The sequence below is a fragment of the Polaribacter marinus genome (genome assembly GCF_022662535.1).
GTDB lineage: Bacteria > Bacteroidota > Bacteroidia > Flavobacteriales > Flavobacteriaceae > Polaribacter > Polaribacter marinus.
On the sequence record NZ_JAKQYM010000010.1, the window covers coordinates 21,687 to 35,542 of the forward strand.

15 protein-coding genes are annotated in these 13,856 nt (G+C 29.2%); 6 read left to right on the forward strand and 9 right to left on the reverse strand.

Annotated features, from left to right (window positions below):
- Positions 1-21 precede the first annotated feature (21 nt).
- From MC378_RS12760 to MC378_RS12785, 6 genes are all read left to right on the forward strand, one after another.
- Positions 22-567, forward strand: a complete 546-nt coding sequence (locus MC378_RS12760) for a YceI family protein (RefSeq protein WP_242179152.1) — start codon at positions 22-24, stop codon at positions 565-567.
- A gap of 137 nt (positions 568-704) precedes the next feature.
- Positions 705-1,166 (forward strand): DUF2062 domain-containing protein, encoded by a 462-nt coding sequence (locus MC378_RS12765; protein WP_242179153.1) that lies wholly within the window; start codon positions 705-707, stop codon positions 1,164-1,166.
- 13 nt (positions 1,167-1,179) lie between these two features.
- The gene (locus MC378_RS12770; RefSeq protein ID WP_242179154.1) at positions 1,180-1,938 is read left to right on the forward strand and encodes an alpha/beta hydrolase family protein; all 759 of its coding nucleotides are present in this window, start codon (positions 1,180-1,182) and stop codon (positions 1,936-1,938) included.
- 49 nt (positions 1,939-1,987) lie between these two features.
- Positions 1,988-3,040 carry a DUF2652 domain-containing protein gene (locus MC378_RS12775; protein ID WP_242179155.1) on the forward strand — a complete coding sequence of 351 codons (1,053 nt, stop codon included), beginning with the start codon at positions 1,988-1,990 and terminating at the stop codon, positions 3,038-3,040.
- A gap of 68 nt (positions 3,041-3,108) precedes the next feature.
- Positions 3,109-4,815 (forward strand): tetratricopeptide repeat protein, encoded by a 1,707-nt coding sequence (locus MC378_RS12780; protein WP_242179156.1) that lies wholly within the window; start codon positions 3,109-3,111, stop codon positions 4,813-4,815.
- A gap of 141 nt (positions 4,816-4,956) precedes the next feature.
- On the forward strand, positions 4,957-5,100 hold the full coding sequence (locus tag MC378_RS12785) for a hypothetical protein (RefSeq protein ID WP_242179157.1): 144 nt from the start codon (positions 4,957-4,959) through the stop codon (positions 5,098-5,100).
- Positions 5,101-5,208: 108 nt separating this feature from the next.
- Here the strand turns inward: MC378_RS12785 and MC378_RS12790 are convergent, their stop codons facing one another.
- The 9 genes from MC378_RS12790 to MC378_RS12830 all read right to left on the reverse strand — a co-directional run bounded on the left by MC378_RS12790 (position 5,209) and on the right by MC378_RS12830 (position 13,854).
- On the reverse strand, positions 5,209-5,886 hold the full coding sequence (locus MC378_RS12790) for an ABC transporter ATP-binding protein (RefSeq protein WP_242179158.1): 678 nt from the start codon (positions 5,884-5,886) through the stop codon (positions 5,209-5,211).
- Positions 5,887-7,146: an ABC transporter permease gene (locus MC378_RS12795; RefSeq protein ID WP_242179159.1), complete on the reverse strand. Its 1,260-nt coding sequence runs from the start codon at positions 7,144-7,146 to the stop codon at positions 5,887-5,889.
- Positions 7,146-8,228: an efflux RND transporter periplasmic adaptor subunit gene (locus tag MC378_RS12800; protein WP_242179160.1), complete on the reverse strand. Its 1,083-nt coding sequence runs from the start codon at positions 8,226-8,228 to the stop codon at positions 7,146-7,148. The genes MC378_RS12795 and MC378_RS12800 overlap by 1 nt, the downstream gene beginning before the upstream one ends.
- 139 nt (positions 8,229-8,367) lie before the next feature.
- Complete coding sequence (locus MC378_RS12805) at positions 8,368-9,264, reverse strand: 3-hydroxyacyl-CoA dehydrogenase (protein WP_242179161.1); 897 nt, start codon at positions 9,262-9,264, stop codon at positions 8,368-8,370.
- Positions 9,265-9,363: 99 nt separating this feature from the next.
- Entirely contained in the window at positions 9,364-11,208 is a 1,845-nt protein-coding gene (locus MC378_RS12810) for a PLP-dependent aminotransferase family protein (RefSeq protein WP_242179162.1), read from the reverse strand.
- A gap of 106 nt (positions 11,209-11,314) precedes the next feature.
- Positions 11,315-12,349 carry an ACR3 family arsenite efflux transporter gene (gene arsB, locus MC378_RS12815; RefSeq protein WP_242179163.1) on the reverse strand — a complete coding sequence of 345 codons (1,035 nt, stop codon included), beginning with the start codon at positions 12,347-12,349 and terminating at the stop codon, positions 11,315-11,317.
- A gap of 3 nt (positions 12,350-12,352) precedes the next feature.
- Complete coding sequence (locus MC378_RS12820; protein WP_242179164.1) at positions 12,353-12,985, reverse strand: arsenate-mycothiol transferase ArsC; 633 nt, start codon at positions 12,983-12,985, stop codon at positions 12,353-12,355.
- 20 nt (positions 12,986-13,005) lie between these two features.
- Complete coding sequence (locus MC378_RS12825) at positions 13,006-13,473, reverse strand: DUF6428 family protein (RefSeq protein WP_242179165.1); 468 nt, start codon at positions 13,471-13,473, stop codon at positions 13,006-13,008.
- Positions 13,474-13,521: 48 nt separating this feature from the next.
- The gene (locus MC378_RS12830; RefSeq protein WP_242179166.1) at positions 13,522-13,854 is read right to left on the reverse strand and encodes an ArsR/SmtB family transcription factor; all 333 of its coding nucleotides are present in this window, start codon (positions 13,852-13,854) and stop codon (positions 13,522-13,524) included.
- Positions 13,855-13,856 lie beyond the last annotated feature (2 nt).

Here is a 13,856-nt window from a genome sequence, read left to right on the forward strand (position 1 = left end):
ATAATTAAAACCTTTAAAAAAATGAAAAAATCATTCTTAACAATCGTTGCCTTAGTAATTATCTCATTAAGTGCATTTGCTCAAAAACAAGTTAGTACCAATACGCATATAAAATTTTTCTCAACAACACCGGTAGAAGATATAGAAGCGAATAATTTTAAATCAGTAAGTACTATTGATACTACTACAGGAGATATTGTGTTTTCTGTACCTATGCAAAGTTTTGAATTTGAAAAATCACTAATGCAAAAACATTTCAACAGTAAAAAGTTTTTAAATACAAAAGCAAATCCTAAAGCAAAATTGAAAGGGAAAATAACAAATCTTAATGCTGTAAAGTTTAATAAAGATGGCTCTTATATGGTAAACGTAGAAGGAGTTTTAACTATAAACGGTGTTAGTAAATCTATAAAAGAAGGCGTAACTTTTACCATAAAAGAAGGGAAAGTTAATCTTACATCTAAATTCAATGTAACATTGGCAGATTATGAAGTGGCTTTTAAAAAAGGAAAACCTTCTAAAAATATTGCTAAAATTGTTGAAGTTACCGTTGAAGCAAATTATTAGTTAACAGCAATTTTATTTTTAAGAAAACCCAAAGTAAACTCTTTTACCTTGGGTTTTTCGTTTTCATAATAAAAAAATGTCAGGAAAATGATTTGTAAACGTCGAATAATTAAACCAATGATGTTGAAGTAAATAAAATGATTATTAATTATAAACATATCATTAAAAAAATAAAGGCACCTTTTCAAGAAGGTTTAAGCACAAAAGAGGTAACAAAAGCTATAATTGTTAGTTTGTTATTTACTGTATTTCCTGTTTTTGGAGTAACAACATTGTTAATCACACTTGTTTCAGTAAAACTGAAATTGAATTTGCCTATTATGATTGTTGTCAGTTATTTGGCTTCTCCGTTACAATATCTTTTTTTTCTACCTTTTATTCATTTTGGAGAGAGTATTATGGATATCAATCATACTCTATTAACCATCCAAGAAATTAAAAATGCTTATGATGTTTCTTTTTTTAACACGATGCAAAGTTTGTTTTTTGAATTGGTTTGTGGTGTAAGTGGATGGTTATTAATAGCATTGCCAATTAGCTTGCTGGCCTTGTTTTTAAACAATAAAATAAGTTCTAACTATTGTTTACTAAAAAAATAAAAAAGAAATTTAAATGAAAGAAAAAATAAAATTTAAAAATAATCAAGGTCAACATTTAGCGGCATTATTAGAGTTTCCAGATGAAAAAATAATAGGTTATGCCATTTTTGCACATTGTTTTACTTGCAATAAAAACTTAACAGCAGTAAGAAACATTGGTAAGGCATTAAATAGCAAAGGAATCGCTGTTTTTAGATTTGATTTTACAGGTTTAGGAGAAAGTGAAGGTGATTTTGAAGATACAAATTTTACGAGTAATGTAGATGATTTAATTGCTGCTGCAGATTATTTAAAAACCAATTATAAAGCTCCTTCTATTTTGATTGGTCACTCATTAGGTGGTGCTGCCGTTCTTTTTGCAAAACATCAAATACCATCAATTAAAGCAGTTGTAACTATTGGTGCCCCTTCAAATCCTTCTCATGTTTCTCATTTGTTTAGTGGTAGTGTATCTAAAATTATAGAAAATGGAGAAGCAGAATTATCTATTGGAGGAAGACCTTTTAAAATAAAAGAACAATTTTTAAATGATATAAAAAGTAAAAAAATTGAAAAAGTAACTGTAAACTTAAATGTTCCCTTACTTATTTTTCATTCGCCCATAGATACTACAGTAGAGATTGAGAATGCTGCTAAAATTTATAAATCAGCAAAACACCCTAAGTCATTTATTTCATTAGATAAAGCAGATCATTTGTTAAGTAATAAAGAAGACTCTGAATTTGTTGGATTGATGATTTCAGTTTGGTCCAAAAGGTATTTGAATGATTAACCTTCTTATAAAAATATTATATAAAAAGAAACTTTTTTAAAACTTTTGGATGATACAAAAAGCACTCTATTTTATGCCAGATATTAGTGGGTTTACAAACTTTGTGAATCATACAGAAGTGGAGCATAGTATCCATATAATATCAGAATTATTAGAAATATTATTAGATATTGCTACAGAAGATTTTGAACTAGTAGAAATTGAAGGAGATGCTCTTTTTCTTTTTGCAACTAAAATTCCTGATTATAAAAGACTTATTAATCAAACAACACAAATGCTCGAAAAGTTTCATGAGCATACAAAAAGTTACGAAACAAAACGTATTTGTAATTGTGGATCTTGCAGAACTACTACAAATTTAGAACTTAAATTTTTAGTGCATTATGGTGCGTTAAATTTTATAAAAGTTAAACATATTAAAAAACCATACGGAAGAGAGGTTATAACAATTCATAGGTTGCTGAAAAATAAGATACCTATAAATGAATATTTGTTATTAACAGAAAATGCCTATAATTTATATCATAATTCATTAAACCAAACTTGGACAAAGTCTAGTGAAACTTATGATTTAAAGAAGCTAGATTATTTTTATAAAAACTTTGGGTATGTCAAAGAAACAATTAATCATAAAATAGATTTAAAGAAAAATAATAAAGATTATACAAGCCCTTTCTTAAAGTTTAAACATGTCTTTGAGGCTAATATTGATGAGGTATACAAATATGTGAGTGAGTTAAAATATCGTCACCTTTGGGATAAAGAAGCTAAAAGAATAGAATTTGACGAAAACAAATTAAACAGAATTGGTACACAGCACAATTGTGTGTTAAATATTGGAAATCTTAATTTTGAAACAATATCTTCTTACGATAGAAATCAATTGGCTTATGGAGAAACTACAGAAGATTTAATGCTTACAAGGCATTTTTCTTATCTTATAAAGTTAGAAAAAGAAACGGAAACAAGTACTAAAGTTATCACAGAATTGTATGCAGAGTTAACAACGGTTGGCTCTTTTATGAAATCGAATTTTACTAGAATGATGAAAAAATCGTGGGAAAACAAGTTAAACAACCTACAAAATGTTTGTGAAAAATAATTTTGATACTGCATAATGTATTGATAAAGAGTTTTCTTAATTTAGCAAATAATTAACCCCCAGTTATTATGCCTCCTAATGTAGTTCTAAAATTAGTTACTTTCTTCTTTTTAATAAATTACACATTTTCGTTTGGACAATATAGGCAAACTCTTCACAAACCATACAAGGACAAAGTTGATGATATTGATGTGTTATACAGAAATATAATTAATAAAAGCCGTAAAGATAGTTTGTTTGCACATGACTATACACAAGAAATGAAGTTGTGGGCTATAGAAAACAATGATTTAGAACTTGTCTTAGAAGCAGAATTATTAGAAGCATATGCTTATTGGTTTCTGTATGGATATAAATATCCAGAGTTAATCAATAATTTAATTAATGTAGTTGATAAAAGTAAAAAAGAAGGTATTCTTCATGTAGAGGAAAGAGCGATACAAGTTATTTCTAATCATTATTGGAATATCAAAAAATATGAAAAAGCATTTGAGTGGTTATTGCAATCTTCAAAGCTTTTAGATAAGATGGATGCAGAGAACTTTCCAAACATGTCTTATCATTTAAATTATATCGGACGATGTTATTATTTTTTTAAAGATTATGATAAGTCCATTACCTATTATAAAAAGTCTAGTAACTTAAAAAAAACAGAATTCAATAAAAAAGCTGTTTTAGAAGCTCAAAATTCAGTAGGGTTGTGTTATCAAAACATGGGGGAATTAAAACTTGCAGAATCGTATTTTCTAAAAATAATTGAAGATACTTCTGAATTTAAAATGAAAACTTGGAAAGGGATTGCTTCCGGAAATTTAGGATATAATTATTATTTAGAAGGTAATTATAAAAAAGCAATTCCTTTATTTAAAGAAGATATTAAAAATGCATTGGCGATTAAAGAAACTGGATTGGCTGCAGGAGCAACCATTTCTTTAGCCGACATTTATTTAAAACAAAACAGACTTGTAGAAGCAAAACAGAAAATAGACGAATCTAGACGTTTTATTAAGCAATCCAATCAGGTTGATCGTTTACGGAAATTATATCCAATAATGAGTAAATGGTATGCAGTTAATAATGAAGCAGATTTAAGTGCTGTGTATCTAGATTCTACAATGATGGCTGTTAATACTTATAACGATAAATACAATAGCCTAAAGTTATTACGAGCCAATCAAAAAGCACAAGAGCAAGAGTTAGTTATCGAAGTTGGAAAACTAAAGACAGAAAGTCAATTAAAAATTACCCAAAGAAATTTTATTATTACATTAATTGGGATATTGTTGTTGTTTAGTTTTATTGCCTATTGGTTTAGAAACAAGTATTTTTTAGATAAACAAGAAATTAAAGATTTAGAATTAGAAAATACAGAAATAGCGTTAAGTAATGCTAAAACTCAATTAAAAAATTTAACTCAAAAAATTAGACAAGACAACAATTTAATAACTGAATTAAATAAAGAGAATAATTCAGATTTGCTTTCTCAGTTAAAGGGAAAAAACATTTTAACCCAAAATGATTGGAAACAGTTTCAAGGCTTATTTAATGAAGTGTATCCTAAGTTTATTCCTTCTATTATTACAAATTATCCAATTTTGACTCAAGCAGAAGTGCGTTGTTTGTGTTTAGAAAGACTAGATTTAAATAATAACGAAATGGGATTAGTACTAGGTATTTCTACAAATACAATACGTGTAACAAAACATCGTATTCGAAAAAAATTAGATATAGATAGTCAAAAAGATTTGTATGAGTTTGTTCAAAAATTTAAATAAACTAAGCTTTTTTTTAGAAAAATTCTTAAAAAGTGTTTTTATTGATTTTTAATATGCTTGAATTTAGTTAGTTAAAAATTGTAACGCTTTTGTAACGCTATATGAATTAAAATGTTGGCTAATTTTTTACAACTTAGCCAAATGTTAAAGAAAAGAGATAGAAAATTTTTTGCTTTAGTTTTTACTTTACTATTAGGTGTAATATTGATTTGGTTTGTTTGGTGTTTTTATAATGCAGAATTATTAGAAATAGATAAAAACATTAAAACATTAAAGATGAAATAAATAAAATATTTTTGCTCTTTTTTGTTGATGTTGAGTCTCAAACGTTAATAATATCAAGGATGTTTAGATCTAAAAATAAAGTTATAAAATTGGATATCATTTAGAGTTTTATATAATTTTACCGTCATCTAGTTCTATAATGCGTCCTGTTTTTTTTGCAAAATTTAGATCATGAGTTACCACTAATAATGTTTTGTTATAAGCCTCTGTAAGTTCTTTAAATATATTGAATACAATATCAGCGTTCTTGGTGTCTAAATTCCCAGTAGGTTCATCACACATAATAACAAGTGGATCATTAATTAGGGCTCTTGCTATTGCAACACGTTGTTTTTCTCCACCAGATAATTGATATGCCATTTTATGCGCTAATTTTTCAATTCCTAAATCTTTTAAGAATTCATAGGCATTATGTTCTAATTCTTCTTCACTTAATTTATCTAACTTAAAACCTGGTAGCATTACATTTTTTAATGCAGTAAACTCATTTAATAGGTAATGGAATTGAAAAACAAATCCTATTTTTTCATTTCTAACGGCAGCAAGTTGTTTTTCTGTTTTTCCACGAATGCTAATTCCATCAATGATGAGTTCACCAGTAAAGTCTGTGTCCATTGTAGAAAGAATATAGAGTAAGGTAGATTTTCCGCTTCCTGATCTACCAATGATAGAAGCATATTCGCCACGAGTAAGGTTAAAGTTGATATCCTTTAAGACATCTACTTTTACCGGATTGTAAAAAGATTTATTGATAGATTTAGCTTCTAAGACTATTTTATTTTTCATTTACTTTCCTCGAATTATAATTACAGGATCAATTTTACTTGCTTTTTTAGCAGGAAACCATCCTGCTAAAAAAGTAGTAATTAAAGCAAATATAGCAGCTATAGAATAATATTGTATTCCATAATCAATTGGATAAGTTGTTACGGTTGGTAGCGATGGTGAATTAAAAGGAATTGCATCGATAGATAGAGAGAGTAAAAAACCAAAAAGCAAACCCGTTATTGCACCTGTAATTCCAATACTTAATGAAATTGAAATAAAGATTTTTTTAACATCTGTACCAGCAAATCCAGTTGCTTTTAAAATGGCAATTGTATCCATTTTTTCATAGATAAGCATGTTTAGAATATTGTAAATTCCAAATCCAGATACAATCAGTAAAGTAACCCCAACGGCATATGAAATAATAGAGCGAACACTGCTACCTGTTTCAAATTGAGCATTGGCAGTTTGTATGTCTTCTGCATCAATTTTAAAAAAACTCTCATATTCATGGGCTAGGGTAGGCGCTAAGGACATCTCTTTAAGTTTTATTTGAATATCGCTAATATAATTACTGTTCTTTCCAAGTATTTTTTGGGTAGTTGATATATTAGCATAACTTTGAACCTTATCTATTTCTGCAATACCCGACTTAAAGAAACCTACAACTTTCAAAGAAAATTGTTCTCCTTCAGTAGAAGTAACGGTAATGATATCTCCTACTTTGGCTCTCATTGTATTTGCTGCTCCTTGTCCGAGTATAATGCTATTTAAGGTTGTTTTAAGTTTTTGTAGATTTCCTCCAACAACGTAATCATTAAAAGAAAAAAGTTCAGCTTCTTTATCAACATCCACACCGTTTATAATTCCATTTAAGTCAATATTTCCAAGATTATAAAACACTTGAGCAGTTATTTTAGGACTTACACCTAAAACTCGTTGATCTTTGTTTAGTTTATTTATAATCTGCGTTGCATTGTAAATTTCTTTACGGGTATTTGTTGGTTTTACAGAACTGATAAAATTATGATGATTTTTGTAAGTAGCGTTTAGATCAATTGGTTGTTTTTTAGAAGGAAGAATATCGTTGTAAAGCCGTATGTGCGGAGTGCGGTTTAAAACGATTCCATCTAGTAATTGATTTAAACCTTCCATAAAGCCCAAAAGAGAGATAAAAAAAGCAATACTAAAGGTAACACCAACAATTGCAACAAGTGTTTGTTTCCATCTAGCACGCATAAGAGCACCAGAAATTTCTGTGATGTGTTTTATTTTCATTATTGCGGTAATTCGATTTTTGTGGTTTTATTTAAACCACTTTTTATTTCAACCAAATCATAATCCATTAGCCCTATTTCTATTTTTTGAAGAGTGCCACCTTTAAGAATAACAGTTGTGTCGTTAAGTAAATAATTTCTTGGAATTGTTAGTGCTTTTTGTTTTGTGTTGATAAGGATATTTGCTTCAACAGTAAGGTTTGGGAAAAGTTCTGTAGGATTTTTGGTGAATATTGCATCTGCTTGAAAAGATCGAGTTCGTATATTCATCATTGGGTTAATTGCTATAATTTTGGCTTCAAAAACTTGAGATTTATAGCTATCCATTCTTATGAATACTTGTTGATCTTTTTTTATTTTTACAATATCAAGCTCGTCGATGTTTAATTCTATTTTAAATTGATCTTCACCAATAATAGCTACAGGTTCTGTTCCATTTACAAATTCACCGTTTTCTTTATTTATTTTATAAACAATTCCATTTAATTTACTTCTAACAATAAAATCGTCTTCTAATCTCTCTGCTATTTTTAAGTTATTTTTACTTTGTTGGGATAACAGTTTTAATTCGCGTTTTAGTACTTCGTAATTGGTCTTGATATTATTTAAATTTACTTTTGAGTTTTCAAAATTTAATTCTTTTTGTTCAAATTCAATTTTACTTCCTATGTTTTTGCTCCAAAGGTTTTTTTGTCTATAAAAAAGTAAAGAATCGTTATGGAGTTTTTTTTTAGCCAATTCAATTGCTTTTTGAGCATCAAGTAATTTATCAGCGTTGGTATGATAGTCAGAAGCAGTTGAAACCAGTTTTGCGTTTTCTGTGGCTAGTTTTAAATTTTTATCGTCTAATTGAAAAATTGGATCACCTTTTTTAACATGCATTCCTTCGGTAACAAAAACCTTCTTTATAAGACCATTGGAAAGACTATATACATCATATTGATTTTTACTTTTGATAAACCCAGAGGCATACACACTTTCGGTAATATTTTTAACTTCGGGTGTTATCGTTTCTTTTTTATGAGTGCAGGATAAAGAAAAGACAATTAATATTGCATATAAGAATAGTAATTTTTTATTCATCAGATTTTAATTTTTGAAGTAGGATTTTTCCAATTTCGCTAATATCATATCTAGATATTAGCTTGATTGAGAGTTGTTGTGGTATTAATCATAGTAAAGTATTTTTTTTACTAAAGTCAATATTAAATAACTCTTTCATCTATTTCAAGAAATCCGGATTTTTATATGAAGGTTTTGGATATTTATAAAAACCTTCACCTGTAGAAACACCTAATTTGTTTTTATCAATAAAATTTTCTTTAAGATAAGCTACGGTTTCTAGTTTAATAGGATCTTCTGTTTTTTCAGCAGTCATTTTATTAATGTTATAAGCTGTGGTAATTCCAACAATGTCCAATATCGCAAAAGGGCCAACAGGAGCACCGGTAGCTTTCATCCACGTCTTGTCTATTGTTTCGGGGTCTGCAACTCCTTTTATCAGTAAATCTGTAGCTGCGCTTAATAGTGGTACTAATAAAGAGTTTAATATATATCCAGGTTGTTCTTTGTGTAGAGGTAGTGTTAACATACCAATTGCTTTAGCAAAAGCAACAACATCTTCAAATACTTTAGGATCTGTAGCTGGATGCCCCATAATTTCTGCTGTATTATGAAGCCAAATATCGTTGGCGAAATGTAAAGCTAAAAATTTTGAAGGTCTTCCTGTTGAATCGGCAAACTGACTCGGAAGAAGAGTAGATGAATTTGTAGCAAAAATAGTTTTTTTAGGGGCTACTTTTGCTAGTTTTTCATAAAAATCAATTTTTATAGTTGGATTTTCAGGGACGGCTTCAATCAATAAATCAGCGTCTTTAACAGACTCTTTTAAATCTGAAGTATAGTTTAAATTTTCAAATGTTTGTTCTAATTGTTCTTGTGTAGCATTTAAGTCTCGTTTAAATGCTTTACTCATTAAATTAAATTTTGCTTTTGCTTTATCTAAAACTTCATCATTAATGTCATAAACAGTAACCCTAAATCCATGAAATGCAGATTGAAAAGCAATTTGATATCCTAAAACTCCGCTTCCTGCTATGGTGATATTTGTATAGTTCATTTTTATGAATTTAAATTGATGATACTAAGATACAACTAATTAAAAATTATAGATATATTTAAAATCAGTATTTGTGATTTTTAATGTATTAAACTCTCATTAAATACTATCTACAAACCTTAAAAACACCTTTTTATGCATTTCAAGATCCATATTACCAGAGAGTGATGCACGTACAATATAATCCTTGTCTCCTTCTTTGGTTGTTCCTTGGGTAGAGGTTGCAGGAATTGTCCAATAGCAGCCTTTTAATTGCCCATAGCTTACACAGAACTTACTTTCATCAGGGATTTCATTAATCATCAAATTGATGAGTCTTAAGTTTAAGGCTCTTTTGTAAGTTTCTCTTTCTTCGTCGGTATTTCCTTTTGTAGGAAGGTCTAATGAAAATACAGAAGGTGTAAAACCTTGTGTTGCCAATGCTTCTGAAACAAAATTGATTTTTGCTTCTGGTAAGGTTTTGTGGATAAAGTTTACAAATTCACGCGTGTTTTTATAAGCATCAATAATTCTTTGCTTCATTGATGGCATTTGTTTGGCTAATATTTCATATTGAAGAGCTGTAGCTTCATTGTCGCAAAGAGCTAAGTGCTGTTCTATTTTTTTAACCAATGCAATGGTTTTTTGATTTCCTACACAGTAACCCGCTGTACATTTTCCACCACTAGGGAATTTAGATCCACTTGCAAATGAAATAGTTCTTACAGTTGAAAGAATTTCATTATCTCCTAAAAAGTGTACATTAGGACAAAAAGTTTGATCTAAAATAAATACAGGATCAATTGCTATTGTACCGGATGCTGTTTTACGTTCTTGACTTAATACTTTTTTTAATTCAATTAAATTAGGAACTTCTACTCTAGGGTTGGTAGGGATTTCTGCAATAATGTATGGCACAGCATCTTCTTTTGCAATTTTAGCTAAAACAAGATCAATACTTTGTACCATGTCGTTTCCACCATCTACGGGTAAGTCTACAATCTCAACATTATCAATACAAGCTGCAACACGTCTTGCTTGATCGTTTGTTCCTCCATAACAGTTTGGAGGAACTATAATTTTGATAGCTTTTCCTTTGTGATTTTCTACAGCATCATGAATCAATCCCATTAAAATAGCATACTGAATAGACAATCCGCTAGAAGCTACAAGTGCCTGTGTGGTTGTTCCTGTAATATTGTTTATTGAATTTAAGACACTTTTTTTGTTTGCTTTAATAGTCTTTTTATTAGGTGTATCAGAAGGTTGTTTTACTAGCAATTTTAGAGCAGTAAGACAATTGGCAGGTGTCATGGCAATGGTTTCTCTTCTTCTAACATGCTGAATATCGGAAACGTAATTTTCATTTTGCTTTCCGTTTACAATCAAAATACTCCCTAATTCTTCATGAAGATTGATAAAGAAATCAATATTTGAGTTGAGGTTAATACTCCCAATTTCTTCTTGTTCTGAAATAAAAATAGTACTACCATTAAAGTCAGAAATAGCTTCTGTATCTTCTATCTTCTTTAGCTCAAATTTATAGCCATAAATCTGTTTTAAAACTTCTGCATCAAAATTCTTAGGCAATTTATCACTGTAAATAATTTGAGTGTTCTTATGCTCTAATAAGTTTTTTCTTAAAATGGCTAAAATAGGAATTGTTTTTGAAGAAAAACTTATTACATTTTCAGGTGATAACTGATGCAAATGTGCAATTCCCCATTCTAAAACACAAGACAAAGGGTGACCTAAACGAATATAATCATAAGCAGTAGGTAATTCATTTAATACAGATGAAGTAGCATTATTGATATTAAATAAAGCTTCAAATTGTTGTAAAAATTCTATTTTGGCTAGTTTTTCATCATAAATATCTAATCTATGGGTTGTTATACTTAACCATCCTGTAGGCATGTTTTTTAATACCTCTTTTATATAATTGAATATTTTATTGTCTTTCATAATCGTCCTCTTTAGATAGCTGCAAAGATAGGATAATTAGATTTTTTTAAAGAATATGTAATGTTTTGTTAAGAGGTATATTGACTTTTTAAATAAGAAGATTTTTTTATGAATAGTATTTTTTCTTTAGCCAAAAAGAAACTCTAACTAAAACAATTAAAGCAGGTACTTCTACCAAAGGACCTATAACTCCTGCAAATGCCTGTCCTGAGTTTAATCCAAAAACAGCAATAGCAACAGCAATAGCCAATTCAAAATTATTACCCGCAGCTGTAAAAGCTACTGAAGCTGTTTTATCGTATTCTCCTCCCATAGCTTTTGTAAAGAAAAAACCAATGAGAAACATTAATGTAAAGTAAATTAATAAAGGCAATGCAATAATTAAAACATCGGTAGGAATTTGTACAATCAATTCTCCTTTTAATGAAAACATCACTATAATGGTAAACAATAATGCAATTAAAGTTAAAGGAGATATGGTTGGAATAAACTTTTGAGTATACCATTCTTCTCCTTTTAGTTTTACTAAAATAAATCGACTTAAAATTCCTAGTAAGAAAGGAATTCCTAAATAAATAACTACACTTTCTGCAATAGTTCCTATAGAAATGTCTACAATTGCTCCTTCAAAACCAAAATAAGGAGGTAGTATCGTTATAAAAAGCCATGCATAAAAACTATACGCAAAAACTTGAAAAATACTATTTAAGGCAACTAATCCAGCACCATATTCATTGCTTCCTTCTGCAAGGTCATTCCAAACTAATACCATAGCAATGCAACGAGCTAAACCAATCAATATAAGTCCAACCATATACTCTGGATAATCACGTAAAAAAGTAATTGCCAAAACAAACATTAAAACCGGACCGATAATCCAATTTAAGATTAAGGAAATAGAAAGAATTTTTGTGTCTTTAAAAACCTTAGGTAACAAAGCGTAATTTACTTTAGCCAAAGGTGGATACATCATTAAAATTAAACCGATTGCAATTGGAATGTTTGTTGTACCGCTATTAAATGTATTTATAATATTTGGAAAACTAGGAAAAAAATACCCCAGTCCAATACCAAAAAGCATTGCAACAAAAATCCAAAGTGTTAAATTTTTATCTAGAAAACTTAATTTTTTTGTTCCCATTTGTTAAGAATTTATTTGAGAGAAAACGTAAAATAACTCGGTAGCAATTTGCATACTTCTTTCTTTATATTTTTTAGCTTGTAGAGGAGTGTTGTCAAAGGCTTTCGGGTCTTCAAAAGTAATTGGAATGCGTTTTTCTGCACCAGCAATAAAAGGGCAACCACCATCGGCTTGTGAACAAGTCATTATAGCAGCAAATTTAGATTCTGGGTTAAAATCATCATCTAACGTTTTAGAAAAACCAATAATTGGATGTTCATTAGCTGTATATTGAATAGCATAAATAGGATTGTTTCCTTCCGAAATTGTTTTTACTTGAAACCCAGAATTTTTAAAAGTTTCTGCTACCATAGGATACAAAGCTGTAGCTTCTGTACCGCCCGAATAACAAAATACATTTTTAATATTGAAAAAGTGTGCCATTGTTTGTGCCCAAACTTGGGATAAATGACTTCTTCTTGAATTGTGAGTGCAAATAAAATTGATTCGTATTTCTTGATTGTTTATTACTTTTGATTGTATAAAATCTATTAAAGGTTGTAAAATAGTTTTACGATCATTTGTAATCGTTTTAGGGTTTATTTCCTTTATTAAGTTTTCTATTTCAGAAAACAAAGTAGTTTGTGTAGTTGTCATCTTTTTTTAAGTTCTATTTTTTAGCAGCAACCACTTCCTGGTTTACAAGAATTTACAGCTTGGATTTCAGAAAATTGTAATTTTGGTTTTTCAGCAGGAATTCCACATTGGTCTTTTGCTAAACAGTCGGTTTGTTTAGAGGTAAGCAGGAAGTGTTTTCCATCAAAATCTAATCCGAATTTCTCTATCGTATTTCCTTGATATTCTACTTCTATTTCTTCATCTGATAAACCTAAGGTTTTTTCTGAGAGCTCAATAATATGAACTAATTTTTCTGGATGTAATCTATGGTCATAATCATCTGCATTCCATAGTTGAAAGTTTACAACCTCTTCTTTTCTAACGGTACCTCCACAATCTATAAAGTGTTTTGTAATTTTACCAACCTCTGTAACGTGAAAATGATTGGGTACCAACTCTCCATTTGGTAATTGAAAACCGATAGTTTTTAATTTGTTTAGAGCTACTTTTACTTCTGATAGTTTCATTGTTTTATTTGTTTATTGCGATTATACGATTGATGTGCTCAAATTTTTTTAACAGCAATCTTGTTTTTGTATTAAATCTTGATTAAGAAATTCTGACATTACTTTTTTCATTGCAGTCCAATTTTCATTATGAATGCAATAGCAAACTCTTGTTCCTTCTACATTTCCTTTTATTAATCCTAAGTGTTTTAATTCTTTTAAATGTTGTGAAATGGTGGGTTGTGCTAAGCCTATTTCATTTACCAAATCACCACAAACACAAGAGTTTATTTTGAATAAATGTTGTAAGATAGAAACTCTTGCAGGATGCCCAAAAACTTTAGCAAAAAGCGCTATTTGATTTTGTTGTTCTGTAAACATTTCTGTTTTTGTTAATCCCATTT

What these genes read in the sequence shown, in the direction of transcription:
- MC378_RS12760 (WP_242179152.1), top strand. Translation starts at nt 22, where the DNA reads ATGAAAAAATCATTCTTAACAATCGTTGCCTTAGTAATTATCTCATTA.
- MC378_RS12765 (WP_242179153.1), top strand. Translation starts at nt 705, where the DNA reads ATGATTATTAATTATAAACATATCATTAAAAAAATAAAGGCACCTTTT.
- MC378_RS12770 (WP_242179154.1), top strand. Translation starts at nt 1,180, where the DNA reads ATGAAAGAAAAAATAAAATTTAAAAATAATCAAGGTCAACATTTAGCG.
- MC378_RS12775 (WP_242179155.1), top strand. Translation starts at nt 1,988, where the DNA reads ATGATACAAAAAGCACTCTATTTTATGCCAGATATTAGTGGGTTTACA.
- MC378_RS12780 (WP_242179156.1), top strand. Translation starts at nt 3,109, where the DNA reads ATGCCTCCTAATGTAGTTCTAAAATTAGTTACTTTCTTCTTTTTAATA.
- MC378_RS12785 (WP_242179157.1), top strand. Translation starts at nt 4,957, where the DNA reads ATGTTAAAGAAAAGAGATAGAAAATTTTTTGCTTTAGTTTTTACTTTA.
- MC378_RS12790 (WP_242179158.1), bottom strand. Translation starts at nt 5,886, where the DNA reads ATGAAAAATAAAATAGTCTTAGAAGCTAAATCTATCAATAAATCTTTT.
- MC378_RS12795 (WP_242179159.1), bottom strand. Translation starts at nt 7,146, where the DNA reads ATGAAAATAAAACACATCACAGAAATTTCTGGTGCTCTTATGCGTGCT.
- MC378_RS12800 (WP_242179160.1), bottom strand. Translation starts at nt 8,228, where the DNA reads ATGAATAAAAAATTACTATTCTTATATGCAATATTAATTGTCTTTTCT.
- MC378_RS12805 (WP_242179161.1), bottom strand. Translation starts at nt 9,264, where the DNA reads ATGAACTATACAAATATCACCATAGCAGGAAGCGGAGTTTTAGGATAT.
- MC378_RS12810 (WP_242179162.1), bottom strand. Translation starts at nt 11,208, where the DNA reads ATGAAAGACAATAAAATATTCAATTATATAAAAGAGGTATTAAAAAAC.
- arsB (WP_242179163.1), bottom strand. Translation starts at nt 12,349, where the DNA reads ATGGGAACAAAAAAATTAAGTTTTCTAGATAAAAATTTAACACTTTGG.
- MC378_RS12820 (WP_242179164.1), bottom strand. Translation starts at nt 12,985, where the DNA reads ATGACAACTACACAAACTACTTTGTTTTCTGAAATAGAAAACTTAATA.
- MC378_RS12825 (WP_242179165.1), bottom strand. Translation starts at nt 13,473, where the DNA reads ATGAAACTATCAGAAGTAAAAGTAGCTCTAAACAAATTAAAAACTATC.
- MC378_RS12830 (WP_242179166.1), bottom strand. Translation starts at nt 13,854, where the DNA reads ATGGGATTAACAAAAACAGAAATGTTTACAGAACAACAAAATCAAATA.